Raw genomic sequence first — 5,841 nt, 5'->3', positions numbered from 1 at the left:
GAGCGGGCATCGTGAAAAGTCTATGTCAAAGAAAGGGTTATGTTCTCATAATTGACGATTAAATCGCACCTTCCCTATAGATTTCAGGTCATGATTTTACAGCGGATTATTCGTAAACTCAAACGGCCTGACCATACCGTTGCTGTTCGCATCAAGGTAGTCAGCCCACCACTGAAGCATCAGGCAGCGCTGGTCAAGGTGCTTGGCTTTGCGGGGATACACAGCGTACGGACACTGTCCCCATTCCTTAATGGATGGCTCACTTATTTTTTGAACATAAACCAGACTCAATCAAGGCACTAATTCATTGATTTTGTTTGATATTACTATAAATAATCAGAACTTTGTACGTAGAAGGTAGTTCAAATAGATGGATTGCAATAAAGACACTGAAACTATTTAAATGTTAATTATAATCTATGCAACTATCTGTTGTGCTACAATTAATGCTTCTATGCTCATTAAGTTATCCTTGAGATGTGGTAGTGCTGTTTATTTTTCCTACTCATTAATGTAATATATATTCAATTCTGTTAATGAGGTCCTACTATGTCTGTTAATGATGCAAAAAAACTTGCGGACAAACTTTTCCCAGTATTTGATGATGATGATGTTTCCATAGTTGATATTCCCCCAGAGCAGCGCCGGTTGCATACAGAAACTTATGATTTTTCAATATCAACACTAGTTGATTATTTGAAAAGTGGTGCTGTTTTTATTCCTGATTTTCAAAGGAAGTATGTTTGGAATAGAGGGCAGGCATCAAGATTGATCGAATCTTTAATAATCCAATGTCCTATTCCTGTTATTTATTTGAATCAAGAGAAAGACGAGAGCTTATCTGTTATTGATGGCAATCAACGATTGACTTCAATTAAACTTTTTATTGAGGATGGCTTTGAATTACAGGGGCTAACAGCATACCCAGAATTAGAAGGAAATTTGTTTTCATCTTTGGATGCGAGATTTCGCAGACATATTTTAAATAGAACATTGAGATGTATAACCATATTAAAAGAAACCCATCCTCAAATTAAAATTGATGTCTTTGAAAGGATTAATACTGGTGCTGTGCAATTAAATCCCCAAGAGGTACGCCATGGCGTTTATCATGGTCCATTATTTACTATGATTGATGAAGTCAGTGAAGAAAAAGTGTGGAAAGAGTTGACAGGGATTAAAAATGATACGCGAATGAAGAATAACGAGCTCATATTAAGAGCATTTGCGCTTTCATTTTCTACCACACCATATAGGAAACCGTTAAAGAAATTCCTTAATACCTTTAGTTCTGAAAATCAATATATTGAACCTAATCTTGCTTTAGAGTGGCGTAGTAGATTTCTTAGGGCATTGAATTGCATTAATAAATTGTTCGGCAAAAAAGCATTTAGAGTCCTAAATGAAAACCTAGAGCCGCAAGTGAAAAACTTTAACTCTGCATTATTTGATGCTCTTATTGTCGGCTTTATGATATCAAGATTTAATCAGGATTTAGTAAATGAATTGAATGGTATAGCACTTAATGATTTTTTAATAAATTTCCAGAGAATTATATCAGAGGAACGTTTTAATGAGTCGATTACTTCTGGCACATCAGCGACGCAATTAGTTCATTATCGTATTGGCACAATGAAAGCATTCATTGAACGGTATTTCAACTGATGGCATACGTTAAAAGCGCATCTAGGAAGCAATTCGAGCAGATTCATTTAAGTTTGCTCGAACAGGTTCGCTATGTATCAAAGATAAAAGAGCTAAGATCAGACATTGTACATAGTGTTTATAATAACGCGATATTCAGAGCATCCGCTGCATTCGAAGATTATATTAAGGAGGTTTTGGAAGATTGGATTGATATGCTTAACAACAATAACGGATGCCTTTCACACTTACCTGATGAGATTATATTATTCTCTTTATTTAAAAACCAAGAGAAAAATTTCATAAATTATGTATCACATGGATCAGAGTCGATGATGATGAGCGACTTGAACAAGTGTAAGGATAAACTTCAGGCGTTATCGTCACCAGATTCTCCTGTTAAACCAGTTATTGTTTCAAAACAATTAATTATGGATAAAAAATATCCTTCCAAAAAAAACATCAAACTCCTTTTTAATAGATTTGGCATTAAAGATATATTTAAGGCAATGACTGTGAAAGGTAAGAAAGATTATGAGTTTATGCTTCAATCTTTTTCTGATAGCCGTACGGAATTAGCTCATTCTTATTCTTCCACTAATATTACGAAGGAAACTGTTATTGATAACTTAAATAATGTAAAAGAGATTACTCAGATTCTGGATAGAATATTATATACTCATATTTGTGCTAAAAGTGGTAGTAAATACTGGAAAACAGAATTGTTAACTATTTAGTAATAATGCGGCTAATGTCTTTAGCCGCATTTGAGTTGAAGCCATCCTTGGTCTCTATGTTTGTCATATTTGAGCAAACTCAAACGGCCTGACCATACTGTTTCTATTAGCATCGAGATAATCAGCCCACCACTGGAGCATCAGTCGGCGCTGATCAAGGTGCTTGGCTTTGTGGGTATAAGCTGCGCGAACGCTGTTGCTTTCCTTATGGCTCATTTGAAGCTCAACAGCGTCTTCTGACCATAAACCAGACTCAATTAAGGCACTACAGGCCAGCGTGCGGAAGCCATGACCACAAATGTCCTGCCGGGTATCGTAGCCCATCTTACGTAGCGCCTTGTTTATGGTGTTCTCACTCATTGGCTTGAAGCTGTCGTAGCTTCCCGTGAAGATGAAGCCATCTTCGTTGCCTTCTTCATAAGTCAGTTGCTTAATTTCGTTCAACAACACGATTGCCTGACGACAGAGGGGGATGAAATGCTTACGCTTCATTTTGGTGCCACGGCCTGAATACTTCACGCCATCGATGACTTCTCGCTGTTCAGGGATAACCCACAGTTTGCTTTTGAAATCGATCTCTGACCATCTGGCAAAGCGTAGTTCACTGGAACGCACAAACACCAGCAGGTTAAGTTGAATAGCCAGCGTGGTGAGTCTGCGGCCTTTATAGGCACCCATACGTTCAAGCAGTAACGGAATCTCTTCAAGCTCCAGAGCAGGACGGTGTTCTGTTTCTGATTTCTGAATGGAGCCTTCCAGATCGTAAGCCGGGTTATAGCGGATAAGCTGCTGTTGGACGGCATAACGCAAAATAGAGGTCACGTATTGTTTAACCCGTGTGGCAACTTCCAGATAACCAAGGGCTTCAACTTTTTTGATGGGAACCAGCAAATCGCCGGTATCTAACTCCGTAACGTCTTTATTACCAATATCCGGGAAGATATAGGTTTCAAGTCGGGTCAATACGGTTTGATGATACTCTTCTGACCATTTTTTCTTGGTAGCAAACCACGCCTTGGCAACAGCCCTGAAAGAACGTGTGTTGTCGCGCTTGGATTTCAGTTCTTTAACTTCGGCTTGCTTCTTGGCGTTAGGATCAATTCCCTGAGCCAGAAGTCTTTTAGCTTCATCACGGCGCTGTCTTGCATCAGCAAGTGAAACAGCAGGGTAGACACCGATAGAGAAGATTTTTTGCTTCCCTTCAAAGCGGTAGGCCATCTGCCAGTATTTGGAACCCTTGGGGGTAACGCGAAGGAACATACCGAAGCCATCAGTCAGCTTGTATTCCTTATCGAGAGGTTTGGCGTTTTTTACTTTAGTATCAGTAAGTGGCATAACGGCATCCCTCGTTTGTTGGTAAAACCGCAATCGAACTACCATTACCAACATATTTACCAGCAAAAGGGTATGGCTTCGAGTGGTTTTTAATGAACGAGGGTGAACGTGAAAGAAGAGATAACCAACTGATAGAAATGCAGAAAGCAGACGTCAGTGAACGTCTGCTTCCCTTAAATTGGCTCCTCTGACTGGGATCGCCTTTGCCAGTAACTGGCTAATAAATAAGCTAAACCTGAATCCCCTTTCTGTCAAGACCACCAGGATGACCCCCTATAAGAAATGTATGCACTTGTAAGAAGATGCAATGCCCATTGGGGTGGATAAGGATACAATCGGTACTCTGCCGGAGCATTATGTTTTAGTGATCTGCTACGATCCTGCATTGCAACAGACAGTTGGCTGATGAAGATATCCACTGCTTTGTCTAGAGAAAACCCCAATGCAGTCCACCAGATATATCTAAATTTTAGTCTGGCTGAGAAAAGTGAAACTAGTATCCTTAAGGATTTCGGAGAAATCCGAATCAGGGTATAGTGGTAACTGAGCATAAATAAATAGTTGCGTTATTGGGTTATAATTCATTGATTATTATGAATAAAATTTTCAATGTCTGTTGATAAAAATGCAACTTGATTGAAATTGTTTCATAAGGATTCGCTTATGGTTAGGGGATTGTTACTATTCGGAATTATTTTGATGGTAATTATTTTGATGGGGTACTTCTCTTTTTTACCGGCCTCACAATGGTGGTTTATCAAAAATATCATATCAAATTTTGATTTTGTAAAAGCGCTCCTTTCAATTCTAATATTATCATTGATTACTATATTTTTGTTTTTCGGTATTTTAGAGAAAAAATACTCATTAAAGTTAGAAAAATTAACTTTCGGTGGGTTAAATGTTTTATTTGATAGTTCTGACTTGCTATATAAAAGATCTGTTCGCAATTTCCTTGACACTAAAAGAAGTGTGTTCAAAATTGATCCACATTTTGATTCATTTGAAGAGGTTTTTAACTCTTTATATGATATCTATAATTTTATTCGTGTTGAAATAAGAGTGCTGGATGTTAAGCGTAAAAGAGATATGGAGTTGTATGGTATATCTAATAAAATGCTAAAAAAACTGAATCAACTGCTTACCAAACATCAGAATAATTACAGGCGTTGGCATAAGTACATCTCAACAAACGATATTGTATTGACGAGGGATAAAGATTCTAACGGTGAAAATGTTTCTTTGATTTATCATTTAACACCAATTGGAATAATCCAGACTCATTATTATCATTTCAGCCAGTTGATGGCTGATTTTGAATGCATTAATAAATTCTTCTGTGAGGAAGTTAGTGTTGTATTTAACATTGATATTGCTAAGTGGGATGAGTAATGCATAAAACTTTTCTGAGTTATCATCATGCAAACGAACAGGATTTGAAGAACGGAATCATTGAAGCATTTGCTGGTGCGTCATTTATTGACAAGTCCGTCAGTGACGGGGATATCAGCACTAATGTCAGTGAAGATTACATTATGCGGAAAATTCGGGAGGACTATCTTGGTGACTCTACCGTAACAGTAGTACTCATAGGTACAGAAACTGCCAGCAGACCTTTTGTTAACTCAGAAATTCAAGCATCTTTATGGGGGGAGAATCCTGCTGGATTAATCGGGGTAATTCGAGATGAAATATATTCGAGTGTGTTTAGCTCGGGTATATGTAGTGATGCCTCTTGCAATTGCGGGATTGGAATTAGAACCATTGATTGGGGTTATGAACATTATCTCCCTTGGTTAATTAAAAAAAATCATAGTTTTTCAAAACTCGTCCCCCACTATGAGGATATGGATGTTTATTGCTCCCTGGTTAAGTATTCAGATTTTATAGGGAATAGTGAATTTTATATTAACCAGGCATTTGATAAAAGAAATATTATGGAACCTGCAGCAAAGAAAAATCCCGCTGATGTTCCTGCTATAAGAACTAATTTACTATGGTGATGAGATGATTTTTACGCCAAGATAAAATTAAGGTAACAGACATGTATACCGCGAATTCAGATAATAAGTGCAACGCTCGGACATGATTGTGGAGAGTGTAGGAGGAAGGGTTAACTACCGAT

The 5,841-nt window shown here is 37.8% G+C and carries 5 protein-coding genes; 4 read left to right on the top strand and 1 reads right to left on the bottom strand.

Annotation, left to right across the window (positions count from 1 at the left end; translation table 11 throughout):
- Nucleotides 1-549: 549 nt before the first annotated feature.
- Together ACSZPU_RS22600 and ACSZPU_RS22595 are read left to right on the top strand one after the other, a co-directional pair.
- Nucleotides 550-1,665, top strand: coding sequence for a DUF262 domain-containing protein (locus ACSZPU_RS22600; protein ID WP_230120866.1), 1,116 nt, complete (start codon nucleotides 550-552; stop codon nucleotides 1,663-1,665).
- Nucleotides 1,665-2,381 (top strand): HEPN domain-containing protein, encoded by a 717-nt coding sequence (locus ACSZPU_RS22595; protein ID WP_499003385.1) that lies wholly within the window; start codon nucleotides 1,665-1,667, stop codon nucleotides 2,379-2,381. The genes ACSZPU_RS22600 and ACSZPU_RS22595 overlap by 1 nt, the downstream gene beginning before the upstream one ends.
- 63 nt (nucleotides 2,382-2,444) lie before the next feature.
- Here the strand turns inward: ACSZPU_RS22595 and ACSZPU_RS22590 are convergent, their stop codons facing one another.
- On the bottom strand, nucleotides 2,445-3,716 hold the full coding sequence (locus tag ACSZPU_RS22590; protein WP_375582014.1) for a tyrosine-type recombinase/integrase: 1,272 nt from the start codon (nucleotides 3,714-3,716) through the stop codon (nucleotides 2,445-2,447).
- Nucleotides 3,717-4,379: 663 nt separating this feature from the next.
- Between ACSZPU_RS22590 and ACSZPU_RS22585 the strand changes: the two genes are divergently transcribed.
- Nucleotides 4,380-5,108 (top strand): hypothetical protein, encoded by a 729-nt coding sequence (locus ACSZPU_RS22585; protein WP_023143484.1) that lies wholly within the window; start codon nucleotides 4,380-4,382, stop codon nucleotides 5,106-5,108.
- Nucleotides 5,108-5,719: a TIR domain-containing protein gene (locus ACSZPU_RS22580; protein WP_499003378.1), complete on the top strand. Its 612-nt coding sequence runs from the start codon at nucleotides 5,108-5,110 to the stop codon at nucleotides 5,717-5,719. The genes ACSZPU_RS22585 and ACSZPU_RS22580 overlap by 1 nt, the downstream gene beginning before the upstream one ends.
- The last annotated feature ends 122 nt before the right edge of the window (nucleotides 5,720-5,841 follow it).

The organism is Phytobacter sp. V69 (assembly GCF_965644215.1).
GTDB lineage: Bacteria > Pseudomonadota > Gammaproteobacteria > Enterobacterales > Enterobacteriaceae > Phytobacter.
Note: the sequence above shows the minus strand (reverse complement) of the source record. Positions and strands in the feature narration are given on the sequence as shown.